This is a genomic window from Mesobacillus subterraneus, from assembly GCF_003937825.1.
GTDB lineage: Bacteria > Bacillota > Bacilli > Bacillales > Cytobacillaceae > Mesobacillus > Mesobacillus subterraneus.
In genome coordinates, this window is the sequence record NZ_RSFW01000002.1 from 93,608 (window position 1) to 109,460 (window position 15,853).

Consider the following 15,853-nt stretch of genomic DNA (forward strand, 5'->3'; position numbering starts at 1 on the left):
ATGCACGTATAAGGTAAGGCATGGGTTGCGCATTGCGTGACGTATGCCTTTTTCTGTCTTTATCGATTGATTCAAGACATATCGCATGCCGCGGTATGTCTTTTTTCGTCTCCAGAGGGATCATTTCTATTCCGAAACCATATCAAGGAGGAATAACAATGAGCTGTGCAACTGTTAAAAAATTAGTGAAAAAGGATCATCTAGAAAGTGGCTAGTTTGTTTCTACAACAGAAGGGAGTGACGGAATTATGTTATCTGTATTATCGAAGTTAAGCTGGTTTTTTAAAGAAAACTGGAAGAGATATAGTGTGGCGATTTCATTATTGATTTTTGCCGGGGTACTGGATGTACTTCCGCCAAAAATTGTTGGAATGGCCATTGATGCGATCCAGCAGGGATCGATCACCAGTACCGTGATTTTTCAATATGTAGGCAGCCTGGCGCTGATCACGGTAGTATCCTATGGAATCACCTATATATGGATGTACCAGCTGTTTGGCGGTGCGTTCCTGATTGAAAGAAAGCTCAGGACCCGATTCATGAAGCATTTGCTGAGAATGACTCCGACCTTTTTTGAGAAGAACCGGACGGGTGACCTGATGGCAAGGGCAACGAATGATTTGAAATCGATCTCGGTCACGGCCGGATTCGGAGTCCTGACTCTTGTGGATTCAAGTTTCTTCATGCTGACAATCCTGTTGATGATGGGCATTTTCATCAGCTGGGAACTTACGCTCGTTTCGATCATTCCTCTGCCGATTATGGCACTCCTGATCAATATTTATGGCAAAAGGATTCATTCAAAATTCACGGCTGCTCAGGATGCCTTCGGCGAATTGAATGATCGTGTATTAGAATCGGTTTCGGGTGTAAGGGTCATCCGTGCCTACGTCCAGGAAAAAGAAGATGAAGCGAGATTCCATGAGCTGACGGAGGATGTCTACCGGAAGAACGTCGAGGTGGCAAAAATCGACTCTTTGTTTGACCCAACGATTAAAATCCTTGTAGGTCTAAGCTATTTGATTGGATTGGGGTATGGTTCTTTTCTTGTGTTCCAGCAAAAGCTGACACTGGGGGAATTGGTCAGCTTCAACGTGTATCTCGGGATGCTGATCTGGCCGATGTTCGCAATCGGTGAACTGATCAATGTAATGCAGCGCGGAAATGCTTCCCTGGACCGGCTGAATGAGACCTTATCCTACAAAGAGGACGTGGCGGAACCGGAAAAGCCAGTGGAAGGCAATAAGCCAGAACATATCGAAATGTCTGAACTGACTTTCCAATATCCTTCCTCCAATGTCACCAATCTGGAGAATATCAAGCTGCATTTAAACCGCGGCGAAACTCTCGGAATTGTTGGCAAGACGGGGAGCGGAAAGACGACCCTTGTCAGGCAGCTGCTCAGGGAATATCCGGAAGGCAGCGGGAACCTGCTCGTTTCAGGAGTTCCAATCCAGAAGCACAGCCTGAACGAGACAAGGAATTGGATGGGGTATGTCCCGCAGGAAAATATCCTTTTCTCCCGCTCGGTGAGAGAGAATATCTTGTTCGGAAACCCGGTGGCGACTGAACAGGAACTGCAGGATACCATTGACCTGGCGGCATTCCGCAAGGACCTTGAGATGCTTCCGGAAGGCCTTGAAACTCTTGTCGGAGAAAAAGGTGTAGCATTATCCGGAGGACAGAAACAGCGGATTTCAATTGCCCGGGCACTGATTAAGGATCCTGAAATCCTGATTCTCGATGACTCACTTTCGGCGGTCGATGCGAAAACGGAGAAAAAAATCATTGGAAATATCCGCAGGGAGCGGAAAGCGAAAACAACCATCATTACGACACACAGAATGTCTGCAGTTGAACATGCTGACCATATCGTTGTCCTTGAAAGCGGCAGAATCATTGAGGAAGGAACACATGAACAATTAATGTCCCTTCAAGGCTGGTATTATGAGCAATACATCAAACAGCAGGCAGAAGCAGTCGAAGAGAGGTGCACTCCATATGAGTACAGGTAAAAGACTGTTTCAGTATGCGTTAAATTTCAAGAGAATCATTGTATTTGCCCTCGCGATGCTTTCGGTCGCTGTTGCCGCCGACCTGGCTGGACCATTCATTGCGAAAAAGATGATTGATGACCATATACTGGGGATTGAATCGGTATGGTACAAGACAGATTCAGAAACAGGGACCGCTGAATTGAAAGGCAGCTATTATACGAAAGACCCCCAGTCAGCTGATGATGAGTCCATACGGATTTTACAGGCTGGCCGCGGGTTTGTGGTCACAGAAACTGATATTGAGTTCGATGGGAAACGAAGCTATGAGGATGGCATTCTGACAATCAGCCAGGGAGCAAAGGCTGCCCAGTATGAAGCAGAGCTTTTATCGAGTGACGAGCTGATGAACTTTTACAAGCTGGAATTACCAAGTATCATTGAGCTTTTAGCGTTTTATTTCGTTTTAATGATTGTAGCTTCGATCTTCCAGTATGGGCAGAGGTTCTATTTGCAAAAGTCTGCGAACAGAATCATCCAGAAGCTGCGGGAGGATGTTTTCCGCCAGATCCAGCGGCTGCCGATCCAGTACTTTGACAATCTCCCGGCTGGAAAGGTAGTAGCGAGGATTACAAATGATACGGAAGCGATAAGGGAACTATATGTAACCGTGCTGTCGACTTTTTTCACGAGTTTTATCTATATCACAGGCATCTATGTTGCTTTGTTCATCCTGAACGCGAAGCTTGCTGCGATTTGTTTATTGCTGCTGCCAATCCTGTATGTGTGGGCAAAGCTTTACCGCAAATATGCTTCGAAATACAATCATGTCATCCGTTCGAGAGTCAGCGATATCAATGGGATGATCAATGAATCGATCCAGGGGATGAGCATCATCCAGGCATTCAGCCGGGAAAAGGAAACTCATCAGGACTTTGAGAAGCTAAACAGGGAGCATTTTACGTATCAGAATAAATTGCTCAGCCTTAACTCATCAACATCCCATAACCTTGTGCAAGTGCTTCGGAATATTGTATTCGTGGCGTTCATCTGGTATTTCGGCGGGGAAGCCCTTCAGCCTTCAGCTGCGATTTCCCTCGGGATGCTTTATGCGTTTGTCGATTATATCAACCGCCTTTTCAACCCTGTACAGGGAATCGTCAACCAGCTGGCGAATCTTGAGCAGGCCCTCGTCGCAGGCGAACGGGTATTCCAGCTGATGGATGAGGAAGGAATTGACGTCAGTGCTGAAGAGGTTCCTCGCTATAAAGGGAATGTCGTCTTCGACCACGTTTCCTTCGGTTATAAGGACGGAGAGTATGTCTTAAAGGACCTTTGTTTTGAAGCAAAACAAGGAGAGACTGTGGCGCTTGTTGGCCATACCGGATCGGGGAAAAGCTCAATCATGAATCTGCTGTTCAGATTTTATGACCCGCAGGAAGGAAAAATCCTTATCGATGGAATGGACATTACCGGGATGCCAAGGCAGACCTTGCGCAGACATATGGGAATCGTTCTTCAGGATCCGTTCCTGTTCACGGGAACAATCGCTTCGAACGTCAGCCTGGAACACCCTGATATCTCCAGGGAAACAATTGAACAGGCACTTTCAAGCGTCGGAGCTGACAGGGTATTGAAGCATCTTGAAAAAGGCTATGATGAACCGGTGATTGAAAAGGGCAGCACGCTGTCAAGCGGACAGCGTCAGCTGATCTCTTTTGCAAGAGCGCTTGCCTTCAATCCAGCTATCCTGATTCTTGATGAAGCCACTTCTAGCATTGATACAGAGACGGAAACCATCATCCAGGAAGCAATGGACGTCCTGAAAGAAGGCAGAACAACGTTCATCATCGCCCACAGATTATCGACCATCCGGAATGCGGACCAAATCCTTGCCCTTGACCGAGGACGGATCGTGGAAAAAGGCAGTCACGATGAATTGATGGAACAGAAAGGAAAGTACTATCAAATGTATCAGCTCCAGCTGGGCAAAAAAGATGGTTAAGGAAAGGCCGCGCCATTTGTATTGGTGCGGCTTTTTCATTAGGTGCTGGTGGGGATTACCGATATACGGCAAAAAATGCTTTAAGAGATGGGTTGTGATATAAATCGCCATGAGGTATTAGTTTGTCACAGAATGTTGCGAAACCCACCGTCTGCCTCCTGATAGACTATGGTAATTTAAAATTACGAACAAAAATCAGGAGGTTTTGAGGATGGCGGAGTTAACGGTAACTTTAAGCATCGCGAGCATCATGATCCTGGGCTATTATATTGGTTATGCCATTTATAAGGCATAAATTGGAATGAAAACAGACATAATGAAAAGCGGAAGCAGGATCCAAACTGCTTCCGCTTTTTTGATTGTAAGCACCCATATATGCACATTCCTGTAAATTCTCATGAAAAAGCGATATCCTAAAGGCGATAATGTTTGAAATGTTTTGACAAGTAAATAATTAGATTGAGGAGGGATTGTTTTGTCAGATTATCGGATTGAAAGAGATACCATTGGAGAAATCAAAGTTCCTTCAGATAAGTATTGGGGAGCGCAGACTCAGAGGAGCAAAGAGAACTTCAAGATTGGCGATGAGAGAATGCCATTAGAAGTGATCTATGCTTTTGCCGAAGTGAAGAAGGCGGCAGCAACCGTGAACGCTGCCTCTGGCAAGCTGCCAGAAGCAAAGGAGAAGGCGATTGAGGCAGCCTGCAATGAAATCCTTGAAGGGCGATTTGATGGCCATTTCCCGCTGGTGGTCTGGCAGACAGGCAGCGGTACTCAATCGAATATGAATGTAAATGAAGTAGTAGCAAGAAGAGCGAATGAACTGCTCGCAGAACAAGGCTCGGAAGAAAAGGTGCACCCGAATGACGATGTGAATATGTCACAGAGTTCAAACGATACCTTCCCGACCGCGATGCATATTGCTGCAGTAAAAAAAGTGACAAGTGAATTATTGCCTGCACTTGGACTTTTTAAAGGGACTTTAAAGAAAAAGGAACAGGAATTCCAGGACATCATCAAGATTGGCCGCACGCACCTGCAGGATGCGACACCGCTCACATTGGGCCAGGAAATCAGCGGCTGGAGGGCGATGCTGGATAAGGATGAACAAATGATCAAGGATGGTCTTAAATACGTCCAGGACTTAGCGATCGGCGGAACAGCTGTTGGGACGGGCATAAATGCTTCAAAGGATTTTGGCGTCAAGATGGCAAAGCAGATCGCTGAACAAACAGGTGATACATTTCATTCTGCACCGAACAAATTCCAGGCATTGACGTCCCATGATGAAATCGTATTCCTCCATGGCGCGCTGAAAGCATTGGCTGCAGATTTAATGAAGATTGCCAATGACGTCCGCTGGCTGGCAAGCGGTCCAAGGAGCGGGATCGGGGAATTGGCGATTCCGGCAAATGAGCCAGGCAGTTCGATTATGCCGGGTAAAGTGAATCCTACCCAAAGTGAGGCATTGACCATGGTAGCCAGCCAGGTTTTCGGCAATGATGCGACAATTGGATTTGCCGCAAGCCAGGGCAATTTCGAATTGAATGTCTTCAAGCCTGTCATCATCTACAACTTTTTGCAAAGCGCAAGGCTCCTGGCTGACGGAATGAGATCCTTCAACGATAACTGCGCAGTTGGAATCGAAGCCAATCTTGACATCATCGCCGGCCATGTAGAGAGATCATTAATGCTTGTCACGGCTTTGAACCCGCATATCGGCTATGAAAAAGCAGCGAAAATTGCCAAACTCGCTTTCGAAGAAAACTCGACCCTTAAAGAAGCAGCCATCAAGACAGGCTATCTGACATCTGAGCAGTATGATGAATGGGTAAAACCCGAGAAAATGATATAACGATTGTTCCATTAAAATTGAAAGGCCCCCTTTTTTTTAAAAAGGGGGCCTAAGCCATTCTATATGATTGTTTTGTTTCTACAAATTAGCGTTGGAAACCGCCAAGTTGTTGTTCAGCCATTTGAACAAGGCGCTTAGTGATTTCTCCACCAACTGAACCGTTAGCACGAGAAGTAGTTTCGCCGCCAAGTTGTACACCAAATTCTGAAGCGATTTCGTACTTCATTTGATCAAGAGCTTGTTGAACACCAGGAACTAATAATTGATTAGAGTTGTTGCTACTAGCCATTAATATTTCCTCCTTTGTGTTTTTCACAGTTGTATTTTGGGTTAGTTTGGAATCGAACCAATCATGGCTGGTACCATGCCGCCTGGCTGAACCCGTGTTGAGGATAATTGGCTGGGCTAGCCGGAATTGCACCGGCGCGCGTTTAGCTGCCTTCTAAGGCTTAACCCAATGTTCTTTGCTGCTTGTTTTGTTCGCTGTGGTTTGTTTGTTGCTGTTTTATTAATAACTAGTATGTTTTGTTTGAGAAAGTTTATGCGCTGAGCAACAGAGGTAATTAATACCAGAAGAAACATCCTACATAACCGTTTTTATTCAACACAAACTATTCTTAGCAAATGCGCATACAAAGCGGAAAGGACTGATAAATATGGGGATGTGTCCACTATGCAATGGATTCAGGGCAATCAAACCAACCTGTCCAAAGTGCAGCGGAGGAATGGAGAACAGCGGAAGAGAAGCCGATTATTACGATGATTACAGCCCCTATATGCCGATCGATCAGATGAAACTCGAAGATGGTTATCCTGAAGATTATAAAGAGGGAGAATGCCCGCATCTTTTCAAATGTCCTGATTGCGGGACAAGCCAGGTGTACTTAATTAAAGAATGACGCAAAAAAAAACAACCGCGATTCGTTCGCGGTTGTTTTAGCTATTCTGGATTAAGGACGGATTCTTACTTCTGTTTCAGCATCGAAGAAGTGTACCTTGTTCATATCGAATGCAAGCTCGATTACCTGGCCTGGAGTGACGTCTGTGCGTGAATCTACACGTGCCACAAAATCCTGGCCTTCGAATTGGGAATAAATCATTGTCTCTGCACCAGTTAATTCTGATACTTCAACAGTAGCTTTTACAGTGGATCCCTGAGAAGCATCGATGAATACTGGCTCATCGTGAAGGTCTTCAGGCCTTACTCCTAGGATGATGTCTTTTCCTACATAGCCCTGGGCACGAAGAACTTTCATTTTCCCTTCCGGAATAGCGATGGAAGAGTTGTTAACCGTGAATTTGCCTTCTTCAAGCTTACCATTAAAGAAGTTCATGGATGGAGATCCGATGAATCCGCCAACAAATACGTTTTCTGGATTTTCGTATACATCCTTAGGTGCTCCAACCTGCTGGATGATGCCATCCTTCATGACGACAAGGCGAGTTGCCATTGTCATCGCTTCTGTCTGGTCGTGTGTTACGTAAATCGTCGTTGTGTTCAGACGGCGGTGAAGCTTGGCGATTTCAGCACGCATCTGTACACGAAGCTTGGCATCAAGGTTAGATAAAGGTTCGTCCATCAAGAATACCTTAGCGTCACGGACGATTGCGCGTCCCAAAGCAACACGCTGGCGCTGACCGCCAGAAAGTGCTTTTGGCTTACGGTCAAGGTATGGTTCAAGACCAAGGATTTTTGCTGCTTCTTTTACGCGGCGGTCAATTTCATCTTTAGCGAACTTGCGCAGCTTCAATCCGAATGCCATGTTATCGTAAACAGTCATATGCGGATATAGTGCGTAGTTCTGGAAAACCATCGCGATGTCACGGTCCTTAGGAGGAACGTCATTCACGCGCTTGCCATCAATGTAGAAATCACCTTTTGAAATTTCTTCAAGACCAGCAATCATACGAAGTGTTGTGGATTTACCGCAGCCAGAAGGACCTACGAATACGATGAACTCTTTATCCTGGATATGAAGGTTGAAATCTTCTACAGCAGTTACTTTATTGTCATAGATTTTATAAATATGATCTAATTTTAACTCGGCCATTTTTTAAAGCCTCCCTAATGTTTGTCTACACTTAACAGTCTAGCGAAAAGGGTGGCCATTAATCATCGGCAGCCTGCACAAAATTTATGAAAGCCCTTTTATGCAGTTTGTTCAAAGTGACAGTTTGGTGAGCAGGATTTATGGAAATTCTGCAAAAAGGCATGCCAGATAAACCATTACCGCTGTATCAAAATCCTTTAAATTCACACCGGATTTTTCCATGAACTTATCCATTCTGTACTGAAGCGTGTTCCGGTGGACATACAGTTTTTTTGCAGCAAGGGACGCGTTCGAGTTGCTTTCAAGGAAAACCTTGATTGTTGCCATCAGCTCGTTGTCTTCTTCAAAGGCTTTCAAAATGGTTGACTTCATTATGACTTTCAAATGCTCTGGAAGACTGGAAGCTAAAATGGTTGGAAACGCCTTTTCAAAAGTCAAAATTTTCTCCCTGGTAGAAAGCTTCAAAGACTGCTCGAATAACTGTTTTTCTTTATGAAAGAATGCACGGATTTGAGGCGTGACTTCCTGGAACTTGCCTATGTAAAAATTGATTTTTATAAAAAAGTCACTTTCAAATGTTGCAGAGATGGCCTCAAGTTCCTCTTCGTCTTCAGAAACCTCTTTCTTTTCTTCCACAATGATTCCATAAGAATTCGTTACCCATAAAATTGTATGGTCTGGAAAGAATCCTTGGAAAGCCTCGTCCATTTCATCGGAAACGTTCTCTTTCGCGTTCAGCTGAAATTGGATGAAGCGCACTTCTTTATTAGTGGCATAAGGGGAGGAACCCTCGTGGAACAAAAATTGTTTCCATATATGTGCCGGACCTGATAGTTCTCTGCTATCATTTTCATTTAAATGATGAAATAAGCTTTTCAAGAGATCAAGCTGACTTTCAGAAACATGCTCCTTAGGAATGCCGATCCACAAGCCCCCTTCGTCCTCCTCCTTGAACCATAGATAATCTGCTGAAGGCTTGTCCGGGAATATTTCATGCGTGACAGAATCAGGGAAATAGGCTAATATTTTATTAATCATATAAGTATCCTCAGAATTAATTTGATAAAAGCTGACATTTCTTTTATTATAACAGGTGTAGCTTTTAATTTGTAATTCATGCTAATGTGATTACTGGTAGAAAAAAGGAAATCATGCTGGTATAATAGATACAATACGGGGTACCGTAAGAGAGAGGTGTAAGGAAATGGAATACTCAGCTGAGATGAAAAACCGCTTAAAGCGTCTGGAAGGTCAGGTTCGCGGCGTCATCCGCATGATGGAAGAAGAAAATCACTGCAAGGATGTTGTCACACAATTGTCTGCAGTCCGCTCTGCAGTAGACCGTGCGATCGGTTTCATCGTCGCAAAAAATCTTGAATCTTGCATCACGGAAGCCGCACAGGAAGGCATAGATGCAGACGAGGCTATCAAAGAAGCAGTAAACATGATCGTAAAAAGCAGATAAGACACCAGCATCCATTATGGATGTGGTGTCTTTTTTTTGTTAAGGAAATTATAGAATTATTGAGTTGTGGATAACTCCAAGAATTTTTCTTAATCCAGCCCCAGCGCCTAGCCACTCGAGTCGCTTCGGTCCGCCCAATGAAGTCAAAGAACGACTTCACTGGTCGGCCCTCCAGCGCTTGTCGGGGCTTATCGAGGCGCTTGCGCTTTTTGTTCTTGTCTCATTCGTTTGGCGGATCTTCCGGGTACAATTTGCGCGCTTCCTCAATATTCGGCGAGGTGTCCAGCCTGTGGACAGTGCCTCCGGCCATGCCTTCATTGATCATGCGATCCACATCGACATAGACCTTGTCGCGGCCCTCATATTGCACGTCTTCAGCAAATTCCCTGTTTTTCTTTTCTTTCATGTTAGTCCTCCTTCAAGCTTTTACGCTTAGAATACCGGGGAATAGGAGAAACATACATGGAAGTTAGTTTCTTTGGATAAATCGCCTTTTAAAAAACATGTTTATTGATCGTAGACATGGAAGAGCATGAGTTCATGGATTTGCGCTTTTAATTGCTCATTGAATTCATCTTCAGGTTGGCCTGAAGTCCACTCAACCTCTCCATTCCTGTGATAGATGCCGGTATACTTCAATTTTTTAAAATAAAATGAAAAATGCCATCCGGGCATATCCCTATTCTCAAATAACGGTTTGAACTGGAAATGTGTTATCAAAATCGAATCCTCCCGAAAAATAGATGTGTACTTATTATATAGTAAAAAAGACAAGATAGGGGAGAGTGCTATAAAAGGAACCAAGAAGTACAAGGGAAGGCCATGGCGTTAATATCATTTTATATGTTATAAAAAATTTGAAGTCTTGTTGATTGGAGTGGAAGGTGCGCAGACTCCTCCGGAAATGCTGACGCATTTCCATCGTGCGTGGGTAAATTCTAGGAAGCTATTCAGTGTCCTGCGGGATCATCTGGCCAGGTGAGACCCCGCAGACGCCAAAGGCTGCGAGGAGGCTCAGCGCCAGACCCGCGGAAAGCGAGGAGCCTGGAACGGAAATCAACAACCCACACTACTAAATAAGCCACTTAAAACCCGGCTTTCCTGAAAAATAAATCAGTGAGGGCGGCAATCCTTTTTTCTTCAATTTTGGGCTCATCGAAGCTCATTGGCTTGGAATTGACCTCAAAGATGGCATACTCTCCGGTTTCCGTCATCCCGGCATCAAGGGAAAATTCACCAAAATAGCCTAATTCCTCAGAGAGCAATTCACCGATTTCTTTTACTACCCATGCGAAAAACTGGTCATGTCTTTCGTTTTTCACCTTTATATAAGGAAACAGCACCCCGCCGTTTGGGAGGTGGGTGGTCAAATCCTGTTTTTGGGACTGGCGGATGCCGATGCCAGTAACCTCGTAACCATCCGGTCCGTCATGGGCATGGACTCGGAAGTCGAACCTCTTTCCTTCAATAGAGGCCGGCAGGATTTCTTTTTGGGCAATGTACTCATGCTTAAGCAACTGTTTTGATTTAATCTTCCAGAATTCCTTCATGCCCGGGTAAAGGTGGCGGTGGGAATGACTTTCGAATTCAATTTGGCCATCTTTCTCCCGCAGCCGGAAAATGCCAATCCCTTTTGACGACGAAGCTGGCTTCAGATAGATTCCCGTGTGTTTCTCCAGGAAAGCTGCTAACTGAATCATTGATTTTATTTTGATGCTTTCGGGCATGAGTGTTCTTAAATGTGGATGTCTGGCAAATAACGTATACAAACGATCCTTATTGATGAAGGAAGGATTAAAGAAAGGAATTCCTAATGCGGAAAAGTAGTTCGCAGCATCGGTAAAAGCAGGAAGGTTCTCAGCCTTCCGAAAAGGCACCCGGTTGAAAACCAGATGGGGAAGCGGCGTCCTGACAGGAATCCAGCTTTTGGAATCAGGCAAATAGGTGACCCCAGTCAGGCTGTCCTTCACAAGCGTTTCAGGAGGGAAAACGACGACCATTCCATTCCGTTTGAATACTTCTGTTTGCAGCGCCTGAAATAAAGGTCCATTCCCTGAAAGGCCCCATTTTTTGCTCATCGACGTCATGATTCCGACAAGTGGGCCAATGTTGCCGTCACTTGTTCTAAAGCGGAATTGATGGCTGTCGCTCGGCACGTAACGGGACGATGCTGCCGGAATGCTCATTTTATTAAAGCCAAAGCTGATTTTCTCTTCAGCTTTGGCTTCATGCGTCCATTCCTTTGAATTGGTGTTATAGCGGAGGATCATTTGAAGATATCCTCTGGCGCCGTAATCGCTTTTTCAGCAAGGAAAATCCCGAACGAAAGGGATAGTTTGCGGGTAAGCAAATCGAAGTTCTTAAGCTTTGGGTGCTTGAAAATCGATCGGCCCGGTTTGGAATTGGCTTCGAATAGCCAAACCTTACCGGACTTATCTATGCCCAAATCAAACCCGATTTCCCCGATGATCCCTTCCATATTCTTTTCCAAAATGGAACTAAGAAGCAGGGAAACATCGCACAGTTCTTTTTCAATCCGTTCCCGTTCATTCTGATCTTCAAATAATTCATCAAGCGATTTGACAACTCCTCCATTGTTCACATGTGTCGTGACGCTGCCCTGGCCCGCTATCTTCGCCGCAATTGCTGCTACCTGCCATTCTCCATACTCATCTTTATTAGTGTGCACCCGAAAATCAATCAGCCTTTTCTCAGATCTCAATAAGCTGATTCCCTGCTGGACAATCATTTGTGATAGGTTGCGCTTGTGGAAAATCTTCTTCACCAGTTTTTCAAGAGTGTCAAACTTCGTTAGTTTGTTGTTGCCCTCCTGATCGCGGTAACGACAGTAATAATCACCGTTATGCTTATCGTAGAGGATCTGGTGGATACCGAGACCCAGGCTCCCATTCGCAGGCTTTACATAGACGTTCCCGTAACTGGAGAGCATTCTTTCAATCACGGAGAAAGAAGAAAACTCGTGGGTCTCCGGCAGGTATTCGGCAGCGCGGTCGTCCTGCTGCAGCCGTTCAAAAACGTCCAGCTTGCTGAAAAAGCCGGGATTGTACCATGGAATCAAGTAATCTGTCTGCATCCTCGCTTTCAGATCGCGGAGCTCCGCTTTTCTTTCTGTTCGCCTGTTTGGCAGTCGATCATAGACAACATTAGGAAATGGTACTTTGATGGTTTTCCAGCCTCCATCAACAAAGAAGTAGCCATCAATCAATCCTTGGTCCCAATCAATATGCTCCTCGCCGAATACAAAGGGAAGGGCCCCGACGGATTTGTTTACTGAAAGCAGCTTCGCGAAAAACATCGATCTTTCCCCAATCGGCCTGAATGGATACGGAGTGAACCCGGATGTAAGGATGCCGATCAGCGGCCCGATGAATAAGGTTTGCTGGTCAATAAAAACATGCAGGGGAGCCGGCAATTCCGGCATCGACAATTCCTTCTGGACGTCATCGCTCAGGACTATGACGTTCCGCCCTTTAGGGTGAGGAGCGCACGTAACATCAAGTACCTTATTGCCGAACGCTATTCTTGTAATATCCTTGCTATTCGGAAGATCTGCAGGGATGAAAACAACCTGCTTGGAATGGTCGATGAATTCAATGGGATATTTTTTTCTCATAAGTGCTGTTCCTCTCTTTCTGTCAGATTTTCGGAAAGCAGCCTGGCGTAATCCAGCGGTGCTGTATAAAGAATGTCCTTTAAGGCTGGGTTAGCGGCGACAATGACTTTCCTGCCTGGCTTTGAATTCGTGTCCAGCACCCATAGTGCATGATCATTTGAAACACCGATATCCACGCCAAGTTCAAAAAGCAGAGGGAAGGCAGCTTCAAGGATCGCTGGAAGTTTTAAAATGATGTCATCAAGCTCTTGTAAAATGAATTTTTTCGTGCGGGGTTCGAGCGTATCGATATATTCTTCAACAGCAATGATTTCTCCGCCTGCACTTAAATTGGATAATATCCCATCCTTGCTGCCCCTGCGGATCCCTTTGCCCCTGAGAGTCCAGCTTCCTGTATGGTCTTTTTGCAGGAGCAGTCTTATATCGAACGGGCATCCTTTTGAATCTCTCAAATTCAGGTAAGGCTGGAGCAAATACTCACTTTTGCTGAACAGCCTGTCGAGCCAGGCTTCCATTTCCATTGCGGTGCTGAAGGATTTGCTGGCCAGTTTGCCTCCATGGTCAGCTGCAATTGCGTAATCCTTCCCTTTTTTTTCAATGCTGTAAATCCCGGCACCGCCTGAACCGAACACAGGCTTTAGAATCGCCTTTTTCCACTTATTCAACTGGGCTGTCACCATTTTTCCGTTATCTGCAGGAAATGTGGCCGGAATATAAGGGGAAAGTTCAGAATTTGCCAGTACATCATAAATAGCGCGCTTATTTGGCAGGCCGCTTCCAAGGAAAGTGATGTCCCGCCTGCTCTTAAGCCACTTCACAATGGCCATGGATTGTTTTGAAGCAAGGTCATTTGTATAAAAGCAACGGTCATAAACTATTTTCGGGAGCGGAAATTCAGTATCTTCCCATAGATCTTTTTCATGGTTGAAGCGTTTTCCCGTGACCATTTCGGTCAGCGGGTGGATCTTGGCCGGTGCGAATCGATAACAGGTGAACAAATCTGGATTCGCACGCCTGGCAATCTCGGTAAAATAGGAAAGCTCACTTTTTAAGGAAAGTGACATCATTCCAAATGAAATCATAAGCATTCTCCTTCGGGACTTTACAGCTTGCAAAGTCCATAGCAATGGTCAATGATGGCCTTTGTTGATGGCCTGATCTTCATTCCGCGCTCTTCAAAGTTTTTAGAGGGCTTGGAGTTGGCTTCAATCAGCCAAAGATTTCCCTTAATGTCAACACCAATATCAATGCCAAGCTCTCCGGTCAGCCCCTCTGCATTTCGGCCGATGGCTTCTGCTGTTTCCAGAGCCAATTCCCTCATCAGTGACAATTGCTGTCTGGCCTGTTCTTTTCCAAAAATCAGGCTGAGTGTCTGAATCGGCTTCATGACTTCACCGCCGCGAGCGATATTGGAAACGAATAATTGTTCAGCTGAAACCCTGGCGACGATGGAGGTTACCTTCCAGAATTGCTGGGCATTTTTATGGCAAAGGATCCTAAAGTCCATCCTTCTTCCATTTAGTTCTGACAGCTTTAATCCTTGCTGGATGATGCACATGCGGTTTTCGGTAAGGGGAGCAATGGCACGAGCCAAATCTCCGGCATTTTTATAGGCGGGAAGCTCCTTTGCAGAAAGGGAGGACAATGAAGCCTGGATCATTCCCTCATCCTGGACTACCTGGATGATATTCCTGCCCTGGCTCCCGTGGACGGGTTTGATATACAACTCATCGTGCATCCCAAGCATGCTTGCAAGAACTTGCTCATGATAAAGATGTGTTTCAGGAATGAACGGATGCAGATGCTCCTCGTTCAATAAAAACTCATGGATTTCCCATTTGGAAAGAAAGCGGTGGTTAAATAACTTTATTCCCATTGAATCCAATTTATTTTGAAATCCCTTAAATCCCTTGCTTATTTCAGTCCGGCGGGATGAAATCCGGTTATAGATCACGGCTGGCAGGGGAAGGAATCCTTTCTTCCATTCATCATCATCGCCATCGTAATAAAAGCCTTCGACACCTTCCTCAGAAAAGCCCTTCATTGAAAAAACATAAAAGCTTCCACCCAACTCTGAGATTCCCTGGTGAAGCTCTTCGCAAAAGGAGTGGACTTTGCCGAAGTCCGGTCCGTTGTCTTCTTTTATTTCAGTCAGCAAAGCGATGACAGGGCTGATTGTTTGGCCTTGCGATTTTGCTGGCTTCATAGCTTCTCCTCATTTTCTAATTAGCTGTCAGTCGATTTTTAAAATAGGCAAACACACATAGTGCATATTATGAATAGATTCAGTTATTGGTGATTTTTGAAGAGAAAAGCGTGCAGAGACAGCTTTCGAACTTTTGGCAAATGGGTGCATAGTTTGTTATAGTGGTATGGAGCGTTTAACGGAGAAGGAGTGATTTACATGGCAGTCAATATTTATGACTCAGCTTATGAACTTGAAAAGGCAGTAAGAAACAGTGCGGAATACACCAACTTGAAAAACCTTTATGATGCTGTGAACAGTGATGAATCAGCAAGACAGATGTTTGAGAGCTTCCGAAACATCCAGTTGCAGCTGCAGGAAAAGCAGATGACTGGACAGGAAATCACACAGGAAGAAGTCGAGCAGGCTCAAAAAACAGTTGCTCTTGTACAGCAGCATGAATTGATTTCAAAGCTGATGGAAGCAGAGCAAAGGATGAGCATGGTCATTGGCGAGCTTAACCAGATCATCATGAAGCCGCTTGAGGAATTATACGGCAATCCAAACCAGCAATAATAGAGTTTACAGAAATCCCGGCATCCTGCCGGGATTTTTCCATTCAGGGAACTGTTGACCGCGCTCCTGTTCTATTCTTTCGGTTTCT

Annotated in this window: 15 protein-coding genes; 6 read left to right on the forward strand and 9 right to left on the reverse strand. The window is 45.1% G+C overall.

All coding sequences use genetic code 11. The features are described 5' to 3' along the window. Positions 1–248 precede the first annotated feature (248 nt). The 3 genes from EJA10_RS00940 to fumC all read left to right on the forward strand — a co-directional run bounded on the left by EJA10_RS00940 (position 249) and on the right by fumC (position 5,854). Positions 249–2,015: an ABC transporter ATP-binding protein gene (locus EJA10_RS00940; RefSeq protein WP_125478120.1), complete on the forward strand. Its 1,767-nt coding sequence runs from the start codon at positions 249–251 to the stop codon at positions 2,013–2,015. Continuing rightward, positions 2,002–3,999, forward strand: a complete 1,998-nt coding sequence (locus EJA10_RS00945) for an ABC transporter ATP-binding protein (protein ID WP_125478121.1) — start codon at positions 2,002–2,004, stop codon at positions 3,997–3,999. Before EJA10_RS00940 ends, EJA10_RS00945 begins: the two co-directional genes overlap by 14 nt. A 475-nt stretch (positions 4,000–4,474) precedes the next feature. Next, entirely contained in the window at positions 4,475–5,854 is a 1,380-nt protein-coding gene (gene fumC / locus EJA10_RS00950; RefSeq protein ID WP_125478122.1) for a class II fumarate hydratase, read from the forward strand. Between the two features lie 85 nt (positions 5,855–5,939). On the opposite strand, the gene EJA10_RS00955 is transcribed toward fumC, so the two are convergent. Next, positions 5,940–6,143: an alpha/beta-type small acid-soluble spore protein gene (locus tag EJA10_RS00955; protein ID WP_125478123.1), complete on the reverse strand. Its 204-nt coding sequence runs from the start codon at positions 6,141–6,143 to the stop codon at positions 5,940–5,942. Between the two features lie 367 nt (positions 6,144–6,510). On the opposite strand from EJA10_RS00955, the gene EJA10_RS00960 reads away from it, so the two are divergent. Continuing rightward, positions 6,511–6,753, forward strand: a complete 243-nt coding sequence (locus EJA10_RS00960) for a hypothetical protein (RefSeq protein WP_125478124.1) — start codon at positions 6,511–6,513, stop codon at positions 6,751–6,753. A 51-nt stretch (positions 6,754–6,804) separates the two neighbouring features. Here EJA10_RS00960 and EJA10_RS00965 read toward each other — a convergent pair whose 3' ends face one another. Next, on the reverse strand, positions 6,805–7,905 hold the full coding sequence (locus EJA10_RS00965; RefSeq protein ID WP_125478125.1) for an ABC transporter ATP-binding protein: 1,101 nt from the start codon (positions 7,903–7,905) through the stop codon (positions 6,805–6,807). A gap of 138 nt (positions 7,906–8,043) precedes the next feature. Then, the gene (locus tag EJA10_RS00970) at positions 8,044–8,943 is read right to left on the reverse strand and encodes a PucR family transcriptional regulator (RefSeq protein ID WP_125478126.1); all 900 of its coding nucleotides are present in this window, start codon (positions 8,941–8,943) and stop codon (positions 8,044–8,046) included. Positions 8,944–9,109: 166 nt separating this feature from the next. Between EJA10_RS00970 and EJA10_RS00975 the strand changes: the two genes are divergently transcribed. Beyond that, entirely contained in the window at positions 9,110–9,370 is a 261-nt protein-coding gene (locus tag EJA10_RS00975; protein ID WP_125478127.1) for a metal-sensitive transcriptional regulator, read from the forward strand. 220 nt (positions 9,371–9,590) lie between these two features. Here the strand turns inward: EJA10_RS00975 and EJA10_RS00980 are convergent, their stop codons facing one another. The 6 genes from EJA10_RS00980 to EJA10_RS01005 form a co-directional block, all read right to left on the reverse strand. Further along, a complete protein-coding gene (locus EJA10_RS00980; protein ID WP_125478128.1) occupies positions 9,591–9,776 on the reverse strand; it encodes a hypothetical protein in 186 nt (61 codons plus the stop codon). Positions 9,777–9,877: 101 nt separating this feature from the next. Next, the gene (locus EJA10_RS00985) at positions 9,878–10,090 is read right to left on the reverse strand and encodes a YheE family protein (RefSeq protein ID WP_125478129.1); all 213 of its coding nucleotides are present in this window, start codon (positions 10,088–10,090) and stop codon (positions 9,878–9,880) included. Positions 10,091–10,455: 365 nt separating this feature from the next. Continuing rightward, positions 10,456–11,640 carry a YheC/YheD family endospore coat-associated protein gene (locus EJA10_RS00990; protein ID WP_125478130.1) on the reverse strand — a complete coding sequence of 395 codons (1,185 nt, stop codon included), beginning with the start codon at positions 11,638–11,640 and terminating at the stop codon, positions 10,456–10,458. Next, positions 11,637–13,004, reverse strand: coding sequence for a YheC/YheD family endospore coat-associated protein (locus EJA10_RS00995; protein WP_125478131.1), 1,368 nt, complete (start codon positions 13,002–13,004; stop codon positions 11,637–11,639). Before EJA10_RS00995 ends, EJA10_RS00990 begins: the two co-directional genes overlap by 4 nt. Continuing rightward, positions 13,001–14,086 (reverse strand): YheC/YheD family endospore coat-associated protein, encoded by a 1,086-nt coding sequence (locus EJA10_RS01000; RefSeq protein WP_170169027.1) that lies wholly within the window; start codon positions 14,084–14,086, stop codon positions 13,001–13,003. The genes EJA10_RS00995 and EJA10_RS01000 overlap by 4 nt, the downstream gene beginning before the upstream one ends. A gap of 20 nt (positions 14,087–14,106) precedes the next feature. Next, the gene (locus tag EJA10_RS01005) at positions 14,107–15,210 is read right to left on the reverse strand and encodes a YheC/YheD family endospore coat-associated protein (protein ID WP_125478133.1); all 1,104 of its coding nucleotides are present in this window, start codon (positions 15,208–15,210) and stop codon (positions 14,107–14,109) included. A 198-nt stretch (positions 15,211–15,408) separates the two neighbouring features. Between EJA10_RS01005 and EJA10_RS01010 the strand changes: the two genes are divergently transcribed. Beyond that, a complete protein-coding gene (locus tag EJA10_RS01010) occupies positions 15,409–15,765 on the forward strand; it encodes a YlbF/YmcA family competence regulator (protein ID WP_125478134.1) in 357 nt (118 codons plus the stop codon). Positions 15,766–15,853: the final 88 nt, after the last annotated feature.